The sequence below is a fragment of the Azoarcus sp. L1K30 genome, assembly GCF_018122735.1.
GTDB lineage: Bacteria > Pseudomonadota > Gammaproteobacteria > Burkholderiales > Rhodocyclaceae > Parazoarcus.
Map to the genome: position 1 here is coordinate 3,808,259 of NZ_JAGRRD010000001.1, position 23,000 is coordinate 3,831,258.

Consider the following 23,000-nt stretch of genomic DNA (forward strand, 5'->3'; position numbering starts at 1 on the left):
GCCGGACCAGGAAGGACAAGGAGACAACAATGGGTTTCTTTTTCGAAGTGCTGATCGGCGGCCTGCTTTCGGGGGTGCTCTACGCCCTGGTCGCGCTCGGCTTCGTGCTGATCTACAAGGCGTCGGGCGTGTTCAACTTTGCCCAGGGCGCGATGGTGTTCTTTGCCGCGCTTACTTTCGTCGGTTTCAAGGAACTGCTGCCGGGCTGGACCGGGCTTGAGGAAAGCAGTGTGGTGGTGTTCTGGCTCGCCTTCGCGCTCGCGCTGGCATCCATGGTCGTGCTCGGCATTCTGACCGAGAAAGTGGTGTTACGCCCGCTGGTCAACCAGCCGCACATCACGCTGTTCATGGCCACCATCGGTCTCACCTTTCTGGTCGAGGGCATTGCGCAGGCGATCTGGGGGGCGAACGTGCGTGGCCTCGATCTTGGCATCACGGACGAGCCGATCGAATGGATTCTCGACAGTGCGGACATGATCGTGTCCAAGTTCGACGTGTTTGCGGCAGCATTGGCCGGCATCCTGGTGGCCTCGCTGGCACTGTTCTTCCAATACACCAAGGTCGGCAGGGCGCTGCGTGCCGTCGCGGATGATCACCAGGCCGCGCTGTCGATCGGCATTCCGCTGCAGCACATCTGGGCCATCGTGTGGGCCGTGGCCGGCTTCGTGGCCCTGGTCGCCGGGCTGATCTGGGGCGCGCGCAGCGGGGTTCAGTTCGCGCTGACCTTCACCGCGCTCAAGGCGTTGCCGGTGCTGATCCTCGGTGGCTTTACCTCGGTGCCCGGCGCAATCGTGGGCGGGCTGATCATCGGGGCGTCGGAAAAGCTGGCTGAAGTCTATATCGGACCGATGGTGGGCGGCGGGATCGAGGGCTGGTTCCCCTACATGCTGGCACTGTTCTTCCTGCTGGTACGGCCGGAAGGTCTGTTCGGCGAGAAGCACATCGACAGGGTCTGAGCGCGCTCGAGCCCGCCACGCCCGGGGGCGTGCGGCAGGTGAGCCATAACGACAGGTTTTTGGAGACAACACATGCTGTATCGTGAAGCAGGCCAGTTCAAGGCCACATACCAGGAAGATCAGCAGATCTTCCCGATCCGCCAGGACAGGGTCGGGATGGCGGTGATCCTTGCCTTCTTCTTTGCTGCCGTACCCCTCATTGCCTCCGAGTACTGGCTGCAGGCCATCCTGATTCCGGTACTGATCTTCTCGCTGGCGGCCATCGGGCTGAACATCCTGACCGGTTATGCCGGCCAGCTCTCGCTCGGTTCGGCTGCGTTCATGGCAGTGGGCGCGTTCGGAGCCTACAATTTCATGTTGCGTATCGATGGCATGCCGTTCCTGCTGGCGGTGGTGCTCGGGGGGCTGTGCGCGGCGGTGGTCGGTGTGGCTTTCGGCCTGCCCAGCTTGCGGATCAAGGGTTTCTATCTGGCTGTGGCCACGCTGGCGGCGCAGTTCTTCATCGTATGGGCGCTGGTGAAATTCTCCTGGTTCTCCAACTACTCGTCCTCCGGCGTGATCTCGGCGCAGGAGGTAAACATCCTCGGCTTCGCGTTCGACACCCCGATCCTGAAGTATTTGCTGACCCTGGCCATCGTCGCCGTCCTTGCCCTGCTGGCCAAGAATCTCGTCCGCTCTGCTACCGGGCGGCGCTGGATGGCGGTGCGCGACATGGACGTCGCGGCAGAGGTGATCGGCATTCGCCCGATGCGGGCAAAGCTCAGTGCCTTCGCGGTGTCCTCCTTTTACTGTGGCGTGGCGGGGGCGCTGTATGCCTACACCTATCTCGGCACCGTCGAGCCGGAAGGTTTCAATCTAGACCTGTCGTTCAAGATCCTGTTCATGATCATCATCGGTGGCGTGGGCTCCATGCTCGGGTCCTTCCTTGGCGCCGCCTTCATCGTGTTGCTGCCGATCTTTCTCAATGTTTCGATGCACACCATGTTCGGCGACAGTCTGCCCGCCGGCCTGGGTTCGAACCTGGAACTGATCGTATTCGGTGGGCTGATCATCTTCTTCCTGATCGTCGAGCCCCATGGACTCGCACGCTTGTGGGCGTTGGCCAAGGACAAGTTGAGGCTGTGGCCCTTCCCGCACTGAGCATTGAGCATTTCAAGGCCGTCATAATGGCGACGGCAGTTTTCGAAGCAGTAGGCAGTCGTTCTGGCAGTACCACACACATAAGAGAGGAGACACTCATGAAACTGAAGCAAACCGCGCTCATCGGCGCAGCGATCGCAAGCATGCTGGTCAGTGGCTATGCCGCTGCGCAGGAGCAGTTCATCGGGCTGCCGAGCTATCGCGTCGGCCCGTACGGTTCGAATGGCGCTTCACTGTATGGTGGCTGGATCGATTACATGGCCATGGTCAACGCCCGTGACGGCGGCGTGAATGGCGTCAAGCTGACCTGGGAAGAGTGCGAAACCGAGTACAACAACGCCCGTGGCGTCGAGTGTTACGAGCGTTTGAAGAACAAGGGCCCCACCGGTAATTCGGTGTTCCAGCCGCTGTCGACCGGTATCACCTACTCGGTTCTTGAAAAGGTCGCGCAGGACAAGATTCCGATGGTCACCATCGGCTATGGTCGTACCGATGCGGCCGATGGCAGCGTGTTCCCGTGGGTGTTCCCGATGGTCACCACCTACTGGTCGCAGGCGTCGGCGATCGTCAATTACATCGGCACCAAGGCCGGTGGCATGGACAAGCTAAAGGGCAAGAAGATCGGCCTGCTATATCACGACTCTGCCTACGGCAAGGAGTCGCACGCGATCATGGACAAGCTGGCCGAGAAGCACGGCTTTGAAGTGCAGAAGGTCGCCGTTGCCCACCCGGGCAACGAACAGCAGGCGCAGTGGCTGCAGATCCGTCAGCAGAAGCCCGACTACGTGATCCTGTGGGGCTGGGGCGTGATGAACGCCACCGCACTGCGCACCGCTGCCAAGACCGGCTACTCGCGCGACAAGATCATCGGCGTGTGGTGGTCCGGCTCCGAAGAGGATGCGATCCCGGCGGGTGATGCCGCCAAGGGCTTTGTCGCGGCCGGCTTCAACGTCGCCGGTGCCAACTACCCGGTGATCAAGGACATCCAGACCAACGTCTACGCCAAGAATGCCGGCAACATGGAAGACAAGGAGCGTGTCGGCAGCGTGCTGTACAACCGTGGCGTGGTGCACGGCATCATCACCGTCGAGGCCATCCGCACCGCCCAGGAGAAGTTCGGCAAGGGCAAGCCGATGACCGGCGAGCAGATGCGCTGGGGCTTCGAGCACCTCGATCTGGACGGCAAGCGCCTCGCTGCGCTGGGGGCAGCCGGTTTCATGCCCGACCTCAAGATCAGCTGCCGCGATCACGAGGGCGCCGGCAAGGTCAAGTTCCAGCAGTGGGATGGTAGCAAGTGGAAGGTCGTGACCGACTGGATCGAGGCCGACAAGCCCTTGGTGCGCGGCATGATCGAGGAGTCGGCTGCTGCCTATGCCAAGGAAAAGGGCATCACCCCGCGCGACTGCTCCAAGGAGATGTAAGCCGCAGTCCTCCGCACAGGAGGACAAGGATGGCCGGCGGGCGCATGTCCGCCGGCGCAGGCTCCCCGCGCATGCGGGGGTCTGCAGGGCGTTTGTGCGTACATGCACGAGGGCCCTGCAGACCCTCTGCCGGCATTACCCGGGGAGGTGGGACGGAGACGAAAGGCAGAAAATCATGACCAGTGCAGCCACCGCAAACGCCGCCAGTGCGGCGCCCTACCTCAGCATCAATAACGTCGAGGTGATCTACGATCACGTCATCCTCGTGCTCAAGGGCGTGTCCCTTCAGGTCGAAAAGGGCAGCATCGTCGCACTGCTCGGTGCCAACGGAGCGGGCAAATCGACGACACTGAAGTCGATATCGAACCTGTTGGGCGCGGAGCGCGGCGACGTCACCAAGGGCAATATCGAATTCAAGGGCCAGCGCATCGACCAGATGACGCCGAACGACCTGGTCAAACGTGGCGTCATCCAGGTGATGGAAGGCCGTCACTGTTTCGGCCACCTCACCATCGAGGAAAACCTGCTGACGGGAGCCTACACCCGCAGCATCTCGCGCGCCGACCTCAAGGAAAGCCTGGAAAAGGTCTATCACTACTTTCCCCGCCTCAAGACCCGGCGCACTTCTCAGGCCGGCTACACGTCGGGTGGCGAGCAACAGATGTGTGCCATCGGCCGCGCGTTGATGGCCAAGCCGGAAATGATCCTGCTCGACGAACCTTCGATGGGCCTGGCGCCGCAGATCGTGGAAGAGATCTTTGAAATCGTGAAGGACCTCAACAGCCGCGAACAGGTCAGTTTTCTGCTTGCCGAGCAGAACACCATGGTTGCGCTGCGCTATGCCGACTATGGCTACATCATGGAGAATGGCCGCATCGTCATGGAGGGTGCCGCAAACGAGCTTGCGACCAACGAGGACGTGAAGGAGTTCTACCTCGGCCTTGCCGGCGAGGGTCGCAAGAGCTTTCGCGATGTGAAGCACTACCGTCGCCGCAAGCGCTGGCTGAGCTGAGGCTCGCGCTTGGAACACTGCATTTTCCACCAGGATTCGGCGCGTGGCACGCGGCCGGGTCCACCCCAGACCAGGAAACCAGCATGCGCCATTACGAACAACGAGAAAGCCGCGATCCGGCTGAGCGCGAGCGCGACCTGTTTGCCCGCCTGCCAGCCCAGATTGCCCATGCACAGGCTCACGCTCCCGCTTTCGCTGCATCGCTCGGACACGTCGATGCAGCGTCGGTGACGACGCGGGAGGCGCTCGCGCGCCTGCCGGTGATCCGCAAGTCCGAACTGCTGGAGCAGCAAAAGCGTGCGCGGCCCTTCGGTGGCTTTGCTGCAGTGGGCTGGGGGCGGGCGTGTACCCGTGTGTTTGCTTCGCCGGGGCCGCTGTACGAGCCGGAGGGCGCCCGTCCCGACTACTATCGCCTGGCGCGCGCCCTGTTCGCAGCAGGCTTTCGCGAGGGTGACCTGGTTCACAACACCTTTTCCTATCACTTCACCCCCGCGGGCTCGATGATGGAAACGGCTGCGCATGCGCTGGGTTGCACGGTGTTCCCGGCAGGTGTCGGCCAGACGGAAATGCAGGTGGCCGCGATCGCGGATCTGCAGCCCAACGCCTACGTCGGTACGCCTTCATTCCTGCGCATCCTGCTCGACAAGGCAGACGAGACCGGCGTAAGGCAGACCTTTACCAAGGCCTTCGTGTCGGGAGAGGCGTTTCCGCCGAGCGTGCGTGAAGCCCTCGCTGCACGCGGAATCGCGGCCAGCCAGGCCTATGCCACGGCAGATATCGGCCTGATCGCTTACGAGACCTCAGCCGACGCGGGCATGATCGTGGACGAAGACATCGTGCTCGAGATCGTTCGCCCCGGCACCGGCGATCCCGTCGCGCCGGGAGAGGTGGGGGAGGTGGTGGTGACGACATTCAATCCGGACTATCCGCTGATCCGCTTCGGCACCGGAGACCTGTCGGCGATCCTGCCCGGTCTGTCGCCCTGCGGAAGGACCAATCAGCGCATCCGGGGCTGGCTGGGGCGCGCGGATCAAACGACGAAAATTAAGGGCATGTTCGTTCATCCGGCGCAGGTTGCCGACATCGCGCGCCGTCACCCTGAGATCCTGAAATGCCGCCTGGTGGTCGACAATCCGTTGCTCAACGATCGCATGACCCTGCACTGTGAAACCATGGCGGGCGACGATGCGCTGGCGGGCGCGATCGTGACCAGCATTCGCGAACTCACCAAGCTGCGCGGAGAAGTGAGGTTCTGCCCTCCCGGCAGTTTGGCAAACGATGGCAAGGTCATCGACGATATTCGCAAGTACGACTAGTACGCTACCGAAGTTGTGTGTGGGCTGCTTCGGCCCGGCTTTGCCGGGCCGATTTTTTCCTTGCCCTGCCAATGAGTGCCATTCGCCGCGATGTGTCATCCTCGCAGGCGTTTCACTGATGAGTTCTGTTATGCAAAACCAACCCTTGTCCGGCCTGCGCATTCTCGATCTGACCCGGCTTCTGCCCGGACCACTCGCCACTCAGCACCTTGCCGACTATGGCGCCGAGGTGATCAAGATCGAGGATACGGTCGCCGGCGACTATGCGCGCACGATGGGGGCAATGGCGGGCGACAGCAGCTACTTCTACCAGGTGGTCAACCGCAACAAGCGCAGCATCCGTCTCGACCTCAAGCAGGAGGAGGGGCGGGCGATCTTCGCGCGTCTCGTTGCAACGGCCGACGCAGTGGTCGAGGGTTTTCGCCCCGGGGTCATGGACAAGCTTGGCTTTGGTTACGATGCGCTGGCGGCATTGAATCCGCGCGTGGTGCTTTGCAGTATCACCGGTTACGGACAGAGTGGCCCCTATGCGATGCGTGCCGGACACGACATCAACTATATCGGCTATGCCGGCGTGCTCGACCAGATCGGTAGCTCAGACGCTGCGCCCGCCGTGCCCAACCTGCAGATCGGCGATCTGTTGGGTGGCACGATGACGGCGGCGATGGGGCTGATGGTGGCATTGTTCGAGGCGCGGGCAAGCGGGCGCGGCCGGCATGTCGACGTTGCCATGACCGATGCCGCACTCGCCCACGCCATATTTCCCCTGGTCGAGGTGCTGGCGCACGGCCAGGTGCGACCGCGCGGAACGGATCTGCTGACCGGCGGCGTACCATGCTACGGCGTCTACGAAACGGCCGATGGCAGGCATATGGCGGTCGGTGCGCTCGAGCAGAAGTTCTGGTTCGCGCTGTGCGACACACTCGGTCGCCCCGAACTGAAGCCGGCACACGTCGATACGGGGGACGTAGGCATGGCGGCGCGCACGGCGCTTGCGGACATCTTCCGCGGACGAAGTCAGCGCGAATGGACGGACATGTTCGATGCCGTCGATTGTTGCGTGAGCCCCGTGTTGCGTCTCGAAGAGACTTTGTCGAATCCGCAGGTGCAGGCTCGAGGTATGGTGATCGAGGTAGCCGGCATTCGCCAGTTCGCTCCGCCCTTCCGATTGTCGTCACATGAACCGCCGCCGCCAGCTCCCGCGCCTGCTGCCGGCGCGGATACCGATTGCATTTTGGGGGCCTTGGGACTGTCCGATGCCGACCTCAGGCGCCTGCGCGCGGCCGCCGTCATCTGAGCGCAGCGGGGAAGGCGCGCGACGCTATTTTTCGGCGGTCTTGCGCCGTGAAGCCGGTTTGGGTTGCGCGGGTGGTGGTTCGCTTGCCGCCTCTGCCGGGGGTTGCGTCATCATGTTCCACGGCCACATGGCCGCCGCAGCAAAGGGATTGCCGTCACCTTCCGCCACTGTCTTGTCGCCGCCTTCGCGCATCTGCTGACTCATTGCCTTGACCGCTGCAATGGTTGCTCGCTGCATGTCCAGCCCCTGGATCGTGATCTGCAGCATGTTCAGGTTCATCTTCAGCCAACCCTCGACTGCGCGCATGTCCGCAATGCGTTTGTCGAGTTCGTCGACGTCGAGTGTCGGCGTCACCATCCCGGGGAGCGTGAAGCCCATGTTGTTCCACATGCCGCGGACGAAATCGAGCGGATCCTGTGCTGCCTGATCGTTTGACATTTTTCTTGCTCCCGTTTTGGCCTACCGTTTCATGGTAACCGATGCACGTGCCATCGCGCATGGCGCACAGCAGCATCGGCACCCGTGTCAGCCTGGCTCGGTCAGACGATGGATCAGGGCACGCAAGCGGGCGGGCCGCACGGGCTTGTGCAGCAGCGGAATTCCTGCCTCCTGGGCAAGGCGCAGCGTCTCCGCGCCGGTGTCGCCGCTGATCAGGATTGCGGCCAGGCCGGGACCCACTTTGCCGCGTACGGCGTTGATGATGTCAATTCCGTTGTGCTGGCCGTGCAGTCGAAAGTCGCTCAACATCAGCTCGGGCGGCGTCGGGGCGGATGACATCATGTCTAGCAGCATTTCCGGTGATTCAGCAGACATGACCTTGCATCCCCAGGAACTGAGCAGGCTCTCCATACCGGCGCGTGCCAGCGGATCGTCATCGACCAGCGCGACGTGGAGTCCCTGCAGGTCGCCCGGTGCGCGCTCCTGCTCGGATGGCGTTGCACTGGGTTCGGGCTCAGCCGCCTGAATGTCGACGGCAAACACCGAGCCCGCACCCAGTCGCGAGCGCAGGCTCAAGCGGTGCCCGAGCAGTGCGGCCAGGCGGCGCACGATCGCCAATCCCAGTCCAAGCCCTTTGTCGCGGGCACGCTCGGCGTTGTCGAGCTGGATGAACTCCTGAAAAATGATCTCCTGCGATTCGGCCGGGATGCCCAGTCCGCTGTCGCGAACTTCGATGCGTACCTTGTCGCCGCGTTTTCTGCACGCGATCAGGATGCTGCCGGCTTCGGTGTAGCGGATTGCATTGCTGACCAAGTTTGTGATGATGCGCTCGAACAGCACCGGGTCGCTGTAGGCCCAACACGCGGTGTGCCTGGCCTTGAGGCGCAGCTCGCGTTCTTCGGCTGCGGGGCGCTGGCTTGCCGCAATGCGCTCAAGGATCGGATGCAGCTCAAACGCGCGGGGACTAGGGTGAAGGACCCCTGCATCGAGTTTCGAGATGTCCAGCAGGCTATCGAGCAGGTTGTCCATGGCCTCGGCCGACGCGGCGATGCGCTGCACCAGGCGACGGCTCTCGGGGGCATGGGTCTGCTGCGCGAGCTGGGATACGAACAGGCCCAGCGCGTGCATGGGTTGCCTCAAGTCATGGCTGGCAGCGGCCAGAAAGCGCGACTTCGCCAGGTTGGCGCGCTCGGCCTCTTCCTTGCGGATGCGCATTTCCGACGTTGCTTCGTCGATTTTTCGAACCAGCTCTTCATGGGCACCGGACAGGCGCTCGGCCATGTCGTTGACCCCTTCCGACAGTCTGGCCAGGCTTCCGCCTCCCAGCACGGGAACGCGTTCGTCGAAGTGCCCTTGGCCGATGCGGGTGACGGTCTCGGCAACCTGACGGATCGGACCGCTGACACCGCGACTCAGGCGGGATGCCAGCCACAGGCTGCCAAGCAGGACCAGCAGTACGAAGCCGGCGCTGGTCCATAGCAGTTCGTCACGCTGGTGTTGCAGGCGTCGCAGCGAGATCTCCACGACCACACTGCCCAGGGGCTCCTCGCCCAGTGGTGCGGCGGCACCCTGGGAGATGGCGGCGAAGCCATCGTCGAGTTCGAGACGGCTTGGCCGAATCGGCTCGATCAGCCTCAGAGTGGGGCCCTGTACGAGTTGCGTCGGCGCATTGGGCACGCGTGACGGCAGGGGCGGCAACTGGCCGTCGAGCATGCCGCTGCGCGCCAGCGTTTCACCGCGGCTGCCGACGATGCTGATGCCTGCGATGTCGTCTTCGGCCAGAACCGCCCCGGCGATCTGCTGCAGGGCATCGCGGTTTCCCGAGAACACGGCGTATTCGCTTGCGGCCGCCAGCTGGCGTGCGACCGCCCGGCCGCGTGCGCTCAAGGCGTCATCAAGGTCCGCGAGTCGGGAACGGGTGTGGAAGACGGTCAGAAACACCGCAAGTGCGAGCACCGGTACGACCGCTGCCAGCATCACCCGCGCGCTGATGCCCCAGCGGTCTATCATGGTTTGCCCTTTTCGTCCTTGGCCAGCGTGGCTGTCAGCACGTCTGCACTGTCGAGGGTCACGCCCAGCGAGCGCGCGACGTTGAGGTTGGTTGCGACCTGAAAGTACTGCGGGGACTGGACCGGCGGCATCGGGCGGCCGCTGATGAGGCGCATGACGAGCTCCGCGGTCTGCCGCCCAATCTGCGCCGGAGTTGAATACAGTGCCAGCAGTGCTCCCGCGTGGACATAGGCCGCAGAGAAGCCGAGAACCGGCGAGCGGTGACGATACGCGGTCAACAGCACATTCTGAACGGTGTAGCTATTGAAGATCCTGGCGTCGGGTGTGACGATCAATACCGCAGGCTCGGAAAGCACGCGTTGCATGGCCGGATAAAGATCTCCCTCGACGTCGACGATCGCCTCCCGCACTTCGAGCTGCGCGCTTCTGGCCGCGCCCGCCAATTGTTGCCGACGCGTGCTTGCTTCGGAACCGGCAAGCAAGGCAATGCGCCGCCATTCCGGTAGTGCCTGTCTGATCAAGGCGATCTGACGCTCCGCCGGCTGATCGAGCACGATCGCGGTCGCTTCGGCGGCGCCGCGCGCGCGCGGCGGTAGCGCGAGCCACGCACTCTCGGGCAGCAAGCTATGGATGACCGGCTGGGACAATCTACGTTCTGCTGCGGTTCTGGCCGCGAGAGAACCGAGGCTGACAACGATGCGTGCGTCCTTTAGCCTGAGCTCGTCGACTGCGGAAATATCGACCTTGTTGATCTCCATCTCGGGGGCGACCGAATGAAGGGTGTCTCGAATGGCTGCGTAGGCCTGAACATGGGCATTGTCGTCGGTGCGCATGAGAACGGCGACCTGCGGCCCGGTCCCTGCTCCATGACCGTCGGCGATCAAGCACAGCGGTAACAGCCAGCACAGGAATAAGGACCGCCGCATCAGGCTTCAGAATTCCACGCGCAGGCTCGCATGGGCGATCGGGCCGGACACGAGTGCGGGCAGATAGTCCGCATGATCGGGGCCGGCATTCGAGAGCGTGAGCGCAAATTCGTTTCGGGTCGGACCGACTTTGAAGCGGTGCGCAATGCGCAGGTCGGTGCGGTGATAGGCTGGCAACTGGTCAACCTTGCTGCGGTACCAGGACATGCTTCCGGTACGGTGATAGTTTGCGCTCACGGTCCAGTCGGGCACGGGGTTCCAGCTTGCAAGAATAGACCAGCTTGCGCGGGGCGCGGAGCGGACATAGCGGTCGTTGCTGCTGTCGATGTCGATCCGGCTGTAGTTCATGCCGAGCCAGGTCGCGATTGTTGGACGCCAGAGCACGGCCAGCTCGGCACCGCGCAGCGTGGCTTCACCAACGTTCTTTGCCATGGGGGCTTCCCACAGCGCTTTCGACGACAGAAACGGTGGGCGCGGCAAGGGGCTGTCGGCAGCCCTGAACTGGATCAGATCGTCCGTCCTCTCCTCGAACACGCGCAGGTCGACGCTGGTCCGAATGGCAGCGTATTCGCCGAGATAGCCCAGTTCGCGAAAACGCATGCGCTCGGCCTCGACGTCTGGCGCCGGCTGGTAGGAGTGTTTGAGCAGGATGTTGGTTAGCACTTCGGTAAAGCGCATGTCGGCATAGCGCTCGAAGGGCACCGGGTTGCGGTAGGCCAGCCCGGTAGCAGCGCGCAGGGTGTGTCCGCCGCCCAGATGGTAATTGAGACCAAGTCGAGGTGAAAGCTGCGCATCGTCCCCCCCACTACGTTCCGCCATCGCACCGATGTTGGCGAGCAATTCTGGCGTGATGCTCCATTCGACGTTGCCGAACAGCCTGCTCGAGCGGTAGGCGAGCGCATCCGTTCGCGCGAACATGCCCGGACTGCGAACCTTGTCTTCACGATAGCCTACGCCCCAGAGTGCACGCACATCACGTGCTGGATGCATAGTGTGCTCGAGTTCGATGTCATTGCGTGTGATATCGTTGTCATAGTTCACGTCGACATGCGCAAGCGGTGGAAAAAGCTGGAGCAGGGGCACATCGGCCGCGGTGAGGGTGTAGGCGTCGCGAGTGGATTCCTCCTGGTGCGAATAGGTGACGCTCAGCTCATCACCGCCATCCTGTTGCCAGCTCCAGCGCAGTTGGCCAAAGCTCACTGCGCTACGTTGCGTGCGCACGGGGTCAGTGGTTCCAGGCATGTCGTTGCCAATCTGCTCGCGCAGCTTTACCGTGCCGGCCTGTAGTTCGAGGCGCTGGTTGGGTGCGAGCTGGAACTCCACCCGTAGGTCGCCGCGGTGACGGCGGTAGCTGTCGGCCAGCCCGGGGAGGCCTTCATCGCCTTCGAGGCCGGCGCTGACGCGCATGGTCATGACGTCGGTGCCGTAGCCGAGGCTGACATTGCGGTCCTGGATACCGTTCTCGCCCTGGTCGATGCGAACTCTTGCCCTCGGGGTTTCCGCGGCCGTGCGGGTGATGATGTTCACCGTGCCCATGAACGCCTGGCTACCATAAGCGACCGTGTTGGTGCCGCGGAACACCTCGATGCGATCGATATCGTCGATGTCGACCGTCAGCTTGTTCCACTCGATCCCGCTGGTCACGTACGGCGCGTAGGCCGAACGTCCGTCGACCCGCACCAACATCCGGCGCGGCGCGTTGTCGGCCAGTCCGTGGTAGGTTGTGACGGGCTGGTGGCCATTGATGGCGCCCACCTGAAAACCGGGTACGAGGCGGAGCAGTTCCGGTATGGAGCGCGCGCCCGAGTTACGGATCATGTCGCGATCAATGACCGTGACCGCGCCTGGCGCGTCGCGCGTTGGTTGTGACAGGCGCGAGGCAGACAGCACGATCGGAAGCTCTCCGAGAAAATTCAGCTCAGGGAGATCGTCTTCTGCCGCCAGTGCGGGCATTATTCTCGCCACAAACGAGAGGGTCAGTAGAATCTTGCTGGAATGTCGCACTTTGATCGCCTGAACATTATGACTTTCGTCATGGTGCACCCCGGGGTGCAGGATTGACCAGCGGGAATTTTCGCTGTTTTGACCCGATACTGATAGTGGGCAAGGCAGGGGTGATGTGTCTGTGATATGCTTCGCGCATCTTTTGCCCGGATGAAAGCAACTTATGGAGCCACTTGTGATCAAGATACTCGTCGTTGAGGATCATGCGCTTGTGCGTGAGGCCGTGGCACAGACGCTTTCCCGGCTGCAGGACGGCGTGGAATGCGTCGAGGCCAAGGGCGCAGACGATGCGCTGTCCAAGCTGGAGGCGTCCAGTGACTGGGACTTGGCCGTGATCGATCTGATGCTGCCGGACATGAACGGATTCTCGCTGCTTGCCGTCCTGGCAAAGCGCTTCCCTGACGTGCCCGCGATCGTGGTGTCGGCGATGGATGACGAGGCGTCAGTCCGTCGAGCCATCAAGGGCGGTGCGTCCGGGTTCGTGTCGAAGTCCAGTTCGAGCGAGGAAATGCTGCAGGCCGTGCGGGTGGTGCTTGGAGGTGGGGTGCATACGCCGGACAGTACGGACCGGGCGCCGGGGCGCCGTTCAGGCGCGCCCGTGAGCGAGCGCTTCGGCCTCACCGCAGCTCAGACCCGGGTGCTGGAACTGTTGGCCCAAGGCAAGACCAACCGCGAGATCGCCGATTTGCTCGGCTTGTCGGAAGGTACTGTGAAAGTGCACATGTCGGCAATCTTCCGCGCGCTTGGCGTGTCCAATCGCGCCCAGGCGCTTGTGGTCATCTCGCGGCACGGCACCCGGCTCTGAGCGACGGTTGACTCTGCTTACCCGGCAGCACTGGCGGTCGAGTGGTGCCGGGGCTGCATTTTTTCAGGCATTTGCACCGCCTGGGCCCTGTGCCAGCGTCAGTGCGGACGACGCGAGGTGACGCTCAGGCGCATCGGCATTTCCGCCGCGGGCAGTCGTTCGCCAGGGACGGATTCGTCTCTGACCTCGCAGCTGTCGCCGATGTCGATCTCCAATATTTCGAGAACTTGACGCGCAACCGCGCGGCAGGCGTTCGCAAGCGGGGTCGGTAGCTGTTCAGGGACCTGCTTCTGCAGCAGCAGCTTAGAAGCGGAAAGCGCGCCGACCGGATTCAGGATCCGATGCCGGTACGCGGCCATCAACTGCGCCACATTGCGATCGGCCGCATCCCGCTGCCACGCATTACTGGGCCATTGAGACGGCACTGCATAGGCGCGAGGGAACATCTCCAGATCGCGAATGACGGTGCGGATGTCTTCATGCGACTCGCGGAACGGCAGCAGCACGATGTCCGACATCGCATAGAGCTTGCGGTCCATCTCGGTGCGGTTGCCCCCGCCATCGATGATGCCGATCCACTCGTCGAGCATGCGCAGCTTGTCCACGACCTTGGTCAGGGCGTCACGGGTGCGGGCATCGGCAGTGATGTAGCGCCTTCCGTCAGGGGAGAGCGGTTCGCGGGAAGTGTCGGTCAGTACGCAGGCGGAGCGATGCCCGAGCAGGCCGAGCCCCTGGCACAGCATGTGCGAGAGCGTCGTCTTGCCGGTACCGCCCTTGTTGCCGATCACGCAGATGATCTCAGCCATGAATCCAATCCTCAACTCTGGCAATGGGTTGCCGTACGCTTGCATTATTGCGCTTTCCTGCGCTGCTGCAGGCGCAGAAAAGCGCCTGTTCGTCTGGCTAATTCCGCGCTTTCGGTACCTTGATGCGATAGACGAAAAGCCGCGTACGACGACGATCGTCCACCTCGATGACACGTTCTGGCTTGCAGTCCGGCACCTGGAAGCTGTTACTGATCAATATGCTTCCGGGCGGCATCTCGGCTGTCGCCTTGCGCCACACCGCAGCCATGGGCACCGGCGAGAGAAAAGCATACACCACGTCCTTCCCCTGCCACGAGTGCTGAAAGAAATCGCCGCGATGCCATGCCAGGTTCGCCATGGTCCGGCCTTGTATCCAGCCCAGTGCCCAAGGCCCGGGCGCGCTCTCGATGCCGGCAAAGTGGCAGTCGGGGCGCAGCCGGGCAAGCACGCGTAGCAGCGATCCGGTGCCGCTGCCGATGTCGAGAACCTGCGCGGGGCGATCCGGAGGCAGCAGGTCTGCCACCGCCGCCGCGGTCTTGCGATTGCTCAGGTAGAGCGGCACCTGAGTACGGAAGCTGCTCCAGTAGATCAGCGCCAGCGTGATGAAGGCCGCCAGATACCAGCCCGGCGCGAGTGCCAGTGTGCGCATCGCCAGCGCGAGTGGCACGAACAGCAGGTGGATCGGCAGCCACCAGCGCGCACTTCGAAGCAGGGCGGCAACCATTACGGCGCCAATCGCCTGCGCGAGCGCCAACGGCCACAGGCCGGGAGGCAGCAGTCCCGCCAGGCCCATCAACCAGGCGATGAGGCCGCCCGCGAGCTGAGACGCGAGGGCTTTGAGGGCAGGAGGCATGAGGGCACGTGCGATCGACAGGGGTCGCCATCATAGCGAACCCGCTGTCGCGCTGTGTATTCTGATCAATAGTGTTCAGGCGACGCGCGCGGGCACGCCGTCGGCGCTGCGCCACCGGGTCATCAGGCGTTCGCGCTTTTGTGCGGCAAGTGCCATGTTGCGCATCTTGACGTGACCGAAACCGCGAATATCCTGAGGCAGGGCTGCGATCTCCAGTGCCAGCGGCAGTCGCGTGTAGCCGAGCGTATCGAGCAGTTCGGCGATGTCGCGCTCGTACTCGGTAATGAGCGCACGCTCCGCGCGTCGCTCTGCAGTGCGCCCGAACGGATCCCAGCGCGTACCCCGCAGTCCCTTGAGCTTTGCCAGTACCCGGAAGACTCGCATCATGCCTTCCCCGAAAGCCTTCTTGGGGATGCGTCCGGTCAGGGGGTCGAGGCGCGAAACCAGTGGCGGAGCAAGATGGAAACGCACGTCGAAGTCGCCTTCGAAAGTCGCATGGATTTTTTGCCAGAAGGCGGGATCGGTGTACAGGCGTGCGACTTCGTACTCGTCCTTGTACGCAAGAAGCTTGAAATAGGTCTGAGCAACGGTCTCGGCCAGACGGCTGCTGTGCCTGCTCACGCGCAGCGCTTCGGCCTCCTGCACCCGTGTCACGAGGAGGCGATAGCGCTCGGCATAGGCCGCATCCTGATAGGCGGTGAGAAATTCGACACGTTTCGTCACCAGCTCATCGAGCGTCGGTGGCCGGATCGGGATGGCGTGCTGCGGCTGCATGAAGCGCTGGACGGCCGCAAGATCGTGCGCTGCCCGGCGGCCCCACAGGAACGCACGGCGGTTCATGTCGAGTGCGACACCATTGAGCTCGATGGCCTGCATCAGCGCATCGTGGGAAACCGGCACCATGCCCTTTTGCCATGCATAGCCAAGCAGGAACAGATTGGTGGCGATGGCGTCGCCGAGCAATGCGGTCGCCAGCCCCTGTGCATCGACGAAGTCGACGTTGTCGCCCCCTGTGGCTTCCCGAACGACCTCCTGCATCTTGTCGAGTGGGAACTGCCAGTCGGGATCGTGGGCAAAGTCAGACGTCGGCGTCTCGGCGACGTTGATGACCGCGCGGGTGTGCCGGGCCGACATCTTTGCCAGCGCCTCGACGCTGGCACTGACGATCACATCGCCGCCGATGACGGCATTGGCCTCTCCGGCGGCGATGCGCACCGCGTGGAGATCGTCGGGCCGGTCGGCAATGCGGATGTGGCTGTACACCGAGCCCCCTTTCTGGGCGAGGCCGGTCATGTCGAGTACGGTCACGCCCTTGCCGTCGAGGTGGGCGGCCATGCCGATGAGGGCGCCGATGGTGACCACGCCGGTGCCGCCGACACCGGTCACCATGATGCCGAAGGGGCGCGCGGTATCCGCGAGCGCCGGGTCCGGCAGCGCGGCGAAGTGTGACTCATCGGCCTGCAGGGCACTGCCCTTGCGCACCCTGCCGCCTTCGATCGTGATGAAGCTCGGACAGAAGCCGTTGAGGCAGGAGTAGTCCTTATTGCAGGAGGACTGATCGATCGCTCGCTTGCGTCCGAGCTCGGTCTCGACCGGTACGATGGACATGCAGTTCGACTGCTCCCCGCAGTCGCCGCAGCCCTCGCATACCGCTTCGTTGATGAACACGCGCCGGGCCGGGTCGGGGAAGGTGCCGCGCTTCCTGCGTCGGCGCTTTTCGGCGGCGCAGGTCTGGTCGTAGATCAGTGCGGTGACGCCGCCCGAGGCGCGCAATTCGCGCTGGATAGCGTCGAGTTCGTCACGATGGCGAACGGGAACGTGCGGGATGTCGGCGGGACCGTACGCGCGCTCGGTGCCGTCGGTGACCACGACGATGTTGTGGACACCCTCGGCTTCGAGCTGGCGCACGATCAATGGCACCGTCAATACGCCGTCATGCGGCTGGCCGCCGGTCATCGCCACGGCGTCGTTGTACAGAATCTTGTAGGTGATATTCACCTTAGCCGCCACGGCCTGCCGAATGGCAAGCAGTCCGGAGTGGAAATAGGTGCCGTCGCCCAGGTTGGCGAAGATGTGCTTCTCGTTGGTGAAGGGCGCCTGTCCTACCCAGGGCACGCCCTCGCCGCCCATCTGGGTGAAGGTGCCGGTGCGCCGCTCGGGCATCCACGTCACCATGTAATGGCAGCCGATGCCTGCCAGGGCACGACTGCCTTCCGGGACGTGGGTCGACGTGTTGTGCGGACAGCCGGAGCAGAAGGTCGGTACGCGGTCAATCGTAATCGTCCGCCCGGCGAGCGAGCGCTCCTTGGCCTGGAGAAAGGTGAGCCGGGCCTGGATCCGCTCCGAGGTGAAGAAACGCTCGATGCGGGCCGCGATCACGCGCGCGATCATGGCCGGCGTGAGTTCGCCGGCTGCAGGCAACAGCCATTCTCCGTGATCGACGGTGCCGTCACTGTGGGCGATGTGCGCCCATTCACCCTTTTCGTCGAATTTGCCGATGACGCGCGGGCGTACGTCTTCGCGCCAGTTGTAGAGCTCTTCCTTGAGCTGGTATTCGAGCAGCTGGCGCTTTTCTTCGACGACGAGTATCTCGTCGAGGCCGTCGGCGAACTGGCGCACGCCGTCGGCCTCGAGAGGCCACACCATGCCGACCTTGTAGAGGCGAATGCCGATCTCGGCAGCGAGTCCTTCGTCGATGCCGAGATCGTCGAAGGCCTGACGCACGTCGAGATAACTCTTGCCACAGGTGATGATGCCCAGTCGTGCCGAAGGCGAGTCGATGACGACCTGGTTGAGGTGGTTTGCACGGGCATAGGCGAGCGCCGCATACAATTTGAAGTGCAACAGGCGCTTTTCCTGAACCAATGGCGGATCCGGCCAGCGGATGTTCAGTCCGTCGGCCGGAATCGCGAAATCCGCCGGGATCACGACCTGCACCCGAGCCGGGTCTACGTCGACCGAGGCCGAGGTTTCAACGGTGTCGGCCAGGGCCTTGAATGCCACCCAGCAGCCCGAGTAACGCGACAAGGCATAACCATGCACGCCGAAGTCGATGTATTCCTGGACGCCGGCCGGCGCCAGCACCGGCATCATCATCGACTTGAAGAAGTGATCGGTCTGATGCGGCAGCGTGGATGACTTGGCCGCGTGGTCGTCGCCGGCGATGACCAGCACGCCACCATGTTTCGACGACCCGGCCGCATTTCCATGGCGAAACACGTCGCCGCTGCGGTCGACACCGGGCCCCTTGCCGTACCACATGGCGAATACGCCTTCGTACTTGGCCTGCGGCGACAGGTTGACCTGCTGCGAACCCCAGACTGCGGTGGCGGCGAGGTCCTCATTGATGCCGGGCTGGAACACGATGTCGTGGCTTTCGAGGTGCTTCTTCGCTTTCCACAGCGTCTGATCGAGACCGCCCAGCGGCGATCCGCGGTAGCCCGATACGAAGCCGGCGGTGTTCAGCCCGGCGGCGCGGTCGCGTTCCTTCTGGATCATCAGCAGGCGCACGAGCGCCTGGTAGCCGGTCAGATAGACGCGACCGGAGACTCGGGTGTATTTGTCCTCGAGGCTGGGCGTCGGTGCGCTGCCAAGCGGATCTGCTTCGGCCATGGCTGGACTCCTCCCAAAAATCGTATTTTCGGAGTGCTGCACGTTGCGTCCACCGTGCGCCTCGTGGGCGGACGACGGGCGAATGCAGGCAGGTTAGTCGCGCACAGCGGGCGACTCAATCCTTGGATACCCTAACCAGTGCAAAGGTTGCCGAAGCAATGTCGCGGCAGCGGCCGTCGGCGTTCAGGCCGGTGGCAGGATCTTGCCCGGATTAAGCAAATTGTCCGGGTCGAGGGCTTGCTTGAGCAGGCGCATGGCGTCGATGGCCGCGCTGCCGTGCTCTTCGAGCAGGAAGGCCTGCTTGCCGATACCAATGCCGTGCTCGCCGGTGCAGGTGCCGCCGAGTGCGAGCGCGCGCTGCACGATGCGGTTGTTGAGCGCCTCGGCGCGCGCGATCTCAACCTCGTCCGCGGGGTCGACAAGGATGATGGTGTGGAAATTGCCGTCGCCGACGTGGCCGACAATGGGGGCGATGAAGCCTGAAGCGTCGATGTCGTCACGGGTGCCGGCGATGCACTCGGCCAGTTTCGAGATCGGCACGCACACGTCGGTGGTGACGCCGCGGCAGCCGGGGCGCAGGTTCAGGCTGGCGAAATACACGTCGTGACGCGCTGCCCACAGCCGGCTGCGGTCTTCCGGACGGCTGGCCCAGTCGAACGCAAGCCCGCCATGATCCGCTGCGATTTCCTGCACCGTCTGCGCCTGTTCTTCCACGCTCGCCGGCGAGCCATGAAACTCGAAGAACAGCATCGGAGACTCGTGCAGCGTGGTCTTGCTGTAGCGGTTGATCGCCTGCACGGTGAGGGCATCGACGAGCTCGATGCGCGCCACCGGCACGCCGAGCTGTATCGTCTGGATCACCGTGTTGACGGCGCTGACGATATCGGGGAAGGCGCAGGTGGCGGCAGAAACCGCTTCGGGCAACGGATGCAGCCGCACCGTGAGCTCGGTGGTGATGGCCAGTGTCCCCTCCGAGCCAACCAGCAGATGTGTGAGGTCGTAACCGGCAGAGGACTTGCGTGCCCGGCCGCCGGTGCGAATCACGCGGCCGTCGGCCAGCACCGCAGTCATGCCCAGTACGTTTTCGCGCATGGTGCCGTAGCGTACGGCATTGGTGCCCGAGGCGCGTGTGGCAGCCATGCCGCCAATGCTGGCATCGGCACCCGGGTCGATGGGGAAGAACAGGCCGGTGCCATGCAGCGCGGCGTTGAGCTGCTTGCGGGTGACGCCGGGCTGGACGACGACGTCCATGTCCTCGGGATGGATGGAGAGCACCTGGTTCATCTCCGAGAAGTCGATGCAGACTCCACCGTGGATGGCGAGGATATGGCCTTCGAGAGAGCTGCCGACGCCGAACGGGATGATCGGCACCGCGTGCTCGCGGCAGGCCTCGACGATGGCGACGACGTCTTCGGTGCTGTGCGCAAACACGACCGCGTCCGGCAGTGCGTCGGGGAAGTGCGATTCGTCGTGGCCGTGATGGGCGCGTACGCCTTCGGCGGTGGTGAAGCGTGTGCCGAAGCGCTCGGTCAGCGTGTCGATGAAGGCCTGCGGCAGCGGTTTGCGGAAAGTGTGGGGCGCGTTCATGTTCATCTCGCGGACAGTCGAGTCCTGATTATCGGCCTTTGCGACGCTGGATGAAATGCCGGGCCGTGCGTGCTGCCATGCCCGAGCGCCCGATTAGGTGCTTAAATGGCGGGCCCCTGTATGCGATCGCCAACATGAACACCCTGAACCCGCAGGCAATGCCGGCTGCCGACCGGCGCATTCCCGTGACCGTGCTCACCGGTTTTCTCGGCGCGGGCAAGACGACCCTGCTCAACCACCTGTTGCGCCAGCCCGAGATGGCGGGGGTAGCGGTGCTGATCAACGAGTTCGGCGAAGTCGGCGTCGATCACCATCTGGTGGAGAAGGTCGATGACGCCATCGTGCTGCTCGACGCCGGGTGCATCTGCTGCAGCATGCAGGGCGATCTGGTCAAGGCACTCAAGGGCATGTTCATGCGCGCGTTGCGCAAGGAGATTCCCCCGGTGAGACGGGTGCTGATCGAGACCACCGGCCTGGCGGATCCGGTACCGGTGGTGCACACCCTCATGGAAGAGCTCTTCATCGCCGATCGCTATTATTGCGATGGTGTCATCACTGCGGTCGATATCACCCATGCGCTCGATCAGCTTGGTGCACATCGCGAGGCCGTGCGCCAGGTGGCAATGGCCGATCGTGTGCTGCTGACCAAGATGGATCTTGCGGAGGAAACGATGTCCGCAGCCGTCGCGGCCCGTGTGAGCGCACTCAATCCCGGCGCGAGCCAGGTGCGGGTCAGTAGCGGCAGGGTGGCCGCTGACGCAGTATTCGGTTGCGGGTTGTATGACGCCACGGCCAAGGTGCCGGATGTTGCCGCATGGTTGGGTGAAGAGCGCGTGCGCCGGGAGCAGGCGCGCGCGGCGGCCGCACCGGGGGCATGGCGCTCGCCAGGACGTCGTGCCGAGGTCAAGGGCGGGTCAGTGCCTGTGCGTCACGACTCGGGGGTGAGCAGCTTCGTGCTGCGTTTCTCCGAGCCACTGAGCTGGTTCGGGTTTTCCGACGCACTGGGTTTGTTGTTGCAGGTATACGGCGAACGTATCCTGCGTATCAAGGGGGTGCTCAATGTCATCGGCGACCCCCTGCCACGCATCATCCAGTGCGTTCAGCACACCGTCTATCCGCCCACCAGCCTGGCTGTGTGGCCGGAAACGCCGCCATGCAACGATCGCAGGAGCCGACTCGTCTTCATCGTGAGGGATCTGCCGCGGGAAGAGGTGGAGAACATGCTGATCAGCGTCGGCGGCGTGCAGACCGACCCCGATTTGCCCGCCTGAACGGCTTGGATCGTACCGGGCCGAAGGCGGACCGTCGTTGCTCGCCCGTTGCTGTTCGGGCTGTAAGCGTCGGCTACCGAGTTCCGACCAAACGTGTGGGAGCATCGCGGTGTCCAGCGCCGGCGTGCAGACGGGAAAAGTCGATATCGATGAGGGGCCAGGCATGCGGCAGTGCTGGATGGGAATGCTTTTCTGCTTCGGGTGCAGCCTCGCCGTGACGACGCATGCCCAGGACCTCCGCGCTCCGGTGAGCATCGCTGCGTTCTCGGCAGCCGCGCCCGGAGCGCCGGTTCCGCAGCCGTGGCAGGTGCAGACCTTGCCGGGGGTGGCGCGCGAGAACACGTTTGCATTGGTGTCCGACGAAGGTCGCACGGTGCTGGAGGTCCATTCCGAGTCGGCGGCGTCGACGTTGGCGCATGCGCTCGCGGTCGATCCGGAACGGTTTCCGCGCCTGAGCTGGCGCTGGAAAGTATCGAGGGCCGTCGCGGGGTCGGACTTTTCCCGCAAGGCGGGCGACGACTATGCCGCCCGGGTGTACGTGCTCTTCGACTATCCGCTTGAGAAGCTGTCGCTTGGTGACCGCATCAAGCTGGCGTTGGGGCGAACGCTCTACGGCGCCGAGCTGCCGACTGCGGCCATTGCCTATGTGTGGGGGACGGCGCAGCGCGCCGGGGCCAGCGGACCCAATCCGTACACCGATCGGGTGCAGATGATCGTCGTCGACAGCGGTGACGGAGCGGTCGGCCAGTGGCGCGAGGTGAGCCGCGACCTTGCGGCGGACTTCCGGTCCGTATTTGGAGACGAAGTCCCGCGGGTGGTTGGCATTGCATTGAGTGCGGATACGGACAACACCGGTGAAACGGTGACGGCGCGCTTCGGCGATTTGCGCTTTCTGTCGCGCTGATGTCCCGCCCGGCGACGGGGGCGGTATCCTGAGCTTTTCTGTCTTGGCTGAACGACGATGAGCGCTGCTTCGTCCTTTCCTGAATGGCCTTCCGTGCCGGCCTGTTATGGGTGGCTGTCCCTGGACCGTCGCGGGGCCTGGCGCTTGCGTGGAGACCCCGTCCGCCATGCGGGGCTGAACGCCTTCATCGCCGCGAACTATGAAGCTGAGCAGGGCGGCGCATGGGTGGTCAGGAACGGGCCACAGAAGGTCTACGTCGCGCTCGATTACACGCCCTGGGTCATGCGGCTCGATGGGGACGGCAGACTCCGGACCCACACGGGGCGTCGTGCCGGTGAGGTTCTGGCGGCGCATCTCGACGAGCAGGGCAACGTACTGTTTGCCACGACGGTCGGCGTGGGGCTGCTCGACGATCGCGACCTCGCGGACTTTCTTGCCCAGTGTCGCCTGAGCAATGGCCTGCCGGCCGATGAGGAGGCCCTGTTCGCGGTCATGGCGGGTGAGGGCCGTGTGCTGTGGAACGGTGTGACGCTTACCCCCATTGCGGCCGAAGACGTGCCGGTACGCTATCAATTCGATCCCGCGCCTGCCGGGTCATGATTTGTGCGGTGCGGTCAGACTGGCTGGAAGAGATGAATATCA

General features: G+C 63.7%; 18 protein-coding genes. 10 read left to right on the forward strand and 8 right to left on the reverse strand.

From position 1 onward, the window contains the following. Positions 1-29: 29 nt before the first annotated feature. The 6 genes from J5J83_RS17450 to J5J83_RS17475 all read left to right on the forward strand — a co-directional run bounded on the left by J5J83_RS17450 (position 30) and on the right by J5J83_RS17475 (position 7,142). A complete protein-coding gene (locus tag J5J83_RS17450) occupies positions 30-956 on the forward strand; it encodes a branched-chain amino acid ABC transporter permease (RefSeq protein ID WP_212351222.1) in 927 nt (308 codons plus the stop codon). Positions 957-1,028: 72 nt separating this feature from the next. After that, positions 1,029-2,096, forward strand: a complete 1,068-nt coding sequence (locus tag J5J83_RS17455; protein WP_212351223.1) for a branched-chain amino acid ABC transporter permease — start codon at positions 1,029-1,031, stop codon at positions 2,094-2,096. A 98-nt stretch (positions 2,097-2,194) separates the two neighbouring features. Beyond that, the gene (locus J5J83_RS17460; RefSeq protein ID WP_212351224.1) at positions 2,195-3,517 is read left to right on the forward strand and encodes an ABC transporter substrate-binding protein; all 1,323 of its coding nucleotides are present in this window, start codon (positions 2,195-2,197) and stop codon (positions 3,515-3,517) included. Positions 3,518-3,692: 175 nt separating this feature from the next. Continuing rightward, the gene (locus J5J83_RS17465) at positions 3,693-4,529 is read left to right on the forward strand and encodes an ABC transporter ATP-binding protein (RefSeq protein WP_212351225.1); all 837 of its coding nucleotides are present in this window, start codon (positions 3,693-3,695) and stop codon (positions 4,527-4,529) included. Between the two features lie 83 nt (positions 4,530-4,612). Beyond that, positions 4,613-5,845, forward strand: coding sequence for an AMP-binding protein (locus J5J83_RS17470; protein ID WP_212351226.1), 1,233 nt, complete (start codon positions 4,613-4,615; stop codon positions 5,843-5,845). A gap of 130 nt (positions 5,846-5,975) precedes the next feature. Beyond that, positions 5,976-7,142 carry a CaiB/BaiF CoA-transferase family protein gene (locus J5J83_RS17475; RefSeq protein WP_212351227.1) on the forward strand — a complete coding sequence of 389 codons (1,167 nt, stop codon included), beginning with the start codon at positions 5,976-5,978 and terminating at the stop codon, positions 7,140-7,142. Between the two features lie 24 nt (positions 7,143-7,166). Here J5J83_RS17475 and J5J83_RS17480 read toward each other — a convergent pair whose 3' ends face one another. The 4 genes from J5J83_RS17480 to J5J83_RS17495 all read right to left on the reverse strand — a co-directional run bounded on the left by J5J83_RS17480 (position 7,167) and on the right by J5J83_RS17495 (position 12,469). Beyond that, entirely contained in the window at positions 7,167-7,580 is a 414-nt protein-coding gene (locus J5J83_RS17480) for a PhaM family polyhydroxyalkanoate granule multifunctional regulatory protein (RefSeq protein ID WP_212351228.1), read from the reverse strand. An 87-nt stretch (positions 7,581-7,667) separates the two neighbouring features. Further along, positions 7,668-9,590: a response regulator gene (locus tag J5J83_RS17485; protein ID WP_212351229.1), complete on the reverse strand. Its 1,923-nt coding sequence runs from the start codon at positions 9,588-9,590 to the stop codon at positions 7,668-7,670. Then, complete coding sequence (locus J5J83_RS17490) at positions 9,587-10,474, reverse strand: ABC transporter substrate binding protein (protein WP_212351230.1); 888 nt, start codon at positions 10,472-10,474, stop codon at positions 9,587-9,589. The genes J5J83_RS17485 and J5J83_RS17490 overlap by 4 nt, the downstream gene beginning before the upstream one ends. Positions 10,475-10,522: 48 nt before the next feature. Continuing rightward, complete coding sequence (locus tag J5J83_RS17495) at positions 10,523-12,469, reverse strand: TonB-dependent receptor (protein WP_212351231.1); 1,947 nt, start codon at positions 12,467-12,469, stop codon at positions 10,523-10,525. 226 nt (positions 12,470-12,695) lie between these two features. Here J5J83_RS17495 and J5J83_RS17500 point away from each other — a divergent pair, with 226 nt between their 5' ends. Next, on the forward strand, positions 12,696-13,325 hold the full coding sequence (locus J5J83_RS17500) for a response regulator transcription factor (RefSeq protein ID WP_212351232.1): 630 nt from the start codon (positions 12,696-12,698) through the stop codon (positions 13,323-13,325). A 98-nt stretch (positions 13,326-13,423) separates the two neighbouring features. Here the strand turns inward: J5J83_RS17500 and J5J83_RS17505 are convergent, their stop codons facing one another. The 4 genes from J5J83_RS17505 to J5J83_RS17520 form a co-directional block, all read right to left on the reverse strand. Next, positions 13,424-14,131, reverse strand: coding sequence for a hypothetical protein (locus J5J83_RS17505; RefSeq protein WP_212351233.1), 708 nt, complete (start codon positions 14,129-14,131; stop codon positions 13,424-13,426). 97 nt (positions 14,132-14,228) lie between these two features. Next, positions 14,229-14,984 carry a class I SAM-dependent methyltransferase gene (locus J5J83_RS17510; RefSeq protein WP_212351234.1) on the reverse strand — a complete coding sequence of 252 codons (756 nt, stop codon included), beginning with the start codon at positions 14,982-14,984 and terminating at the stop codon, positions 14,229-14,231. A gap of 75 nt (positions 14,985-15,059) precedes the next feature. After that, on the reverse strand, positions 15,060-18,596 hold the full coding sequence (locus tag J5J83_RS17515) for an indolepyruvate ferredoxin oxidoreductase family protein (RefSeq protein ID WP_212351235.1): 3,537 nt from the start codon (positions 18,594-18,596) through the stop codon (positions 15,060-15,062). 183 nt (positions 18,597-18,779) lie between these two features. Then, positions 18,780-20,183, reverse strand: coding sequence for an FAD-linked oxidase C-terminal domain-containing protein (locus tag J5J83_RS17520; protein ID WP_212351236.1), 1,404 nt, complete (start codon positions 20,181-20,183; stop codon positions 18,780-18,782). A gap of 134 nt (positions 20,184-20,317) precedes the next feature. Between J5J83_RS17520 and J5J83_RS17525 the strand changes: the two genes are divergently transcribed. The 3 genes from J5J83_RS17525 (at position 20,318) to J5J83_RS17535 (ending at position 22,958) form a co-directional block, all read left to right on the forward strand. Beyond that, a complete protein-coding gene (locus J5J83_RS17525) occupies positions 20,318-21,454 on the forward strand; it encodes a GTP-binding protein (RefSeq protein WP_212351237.1) in 1,137 nt (378 codons plus the stop codon). A gap of 214 nt (positions 21,455-21,668) precedes the next feature. Further along, positions 21,669-22,358 (forward strand): DUF3047 domain-containing protein, encoded by a 690-nt coding sequence (locus tag J5J83_RS17530; RefSeq protein ID WP_212351238.1) that lies wholly within the window; start codon positions 21,669-21,671, stop codon positions 22,356-22,358. A gap of 57 nt (positions 22,359-22,415) precedes the next feature. Next, positions 22,416-22,958, forward strand: coding sequence for a DUF2946 family protein (locus J5J83_RS17535; RefSeq protein WP_212351239.1), 543 nt, complete (start codon positions 22,416-22,418; stop codon positions 22,956-22,958). Positions 22,959-23,000: the final 42 nt, after the last annotated feature.